1 pseudogene is annotated in these 230 nt (G+C 69.6%); it reads left to right on the plus strand.

The annotated features are described in order from the left end of the window. Nucleotides 1-230: pseudogene (locus SB775_RS34375) on the plus strand (hypothetical protein); the annotation flags it as partial.

The following is a 230-nucleotide window of genomic DNA, read 5'->3' on the forward strand; positions in this document are numbered from 1 at the left end:
GTCGGCGGCAACGGTGGCAAGGGCGGTACCGCAGGCGACGTGCTGGCCACCAACGCCGGGCAGATCCTGACTTCCGGCTCGGATGCCTGGGGCCTGCTCGGGCAGAGCGTGGGCGACGGCGGCGGTAACGGCGGCATGAGCAAGTCCGAAGCCTATGACCTGGCCACGAATGCCGAGCTTCCCACGGTGCAGGTTTCGGTAGGCGTAGGCGGTACCGGTGGCGACGGTGC

This window comes from Peribacillus sp. SIMBA_075 (genome assembly GCF_046534585.1).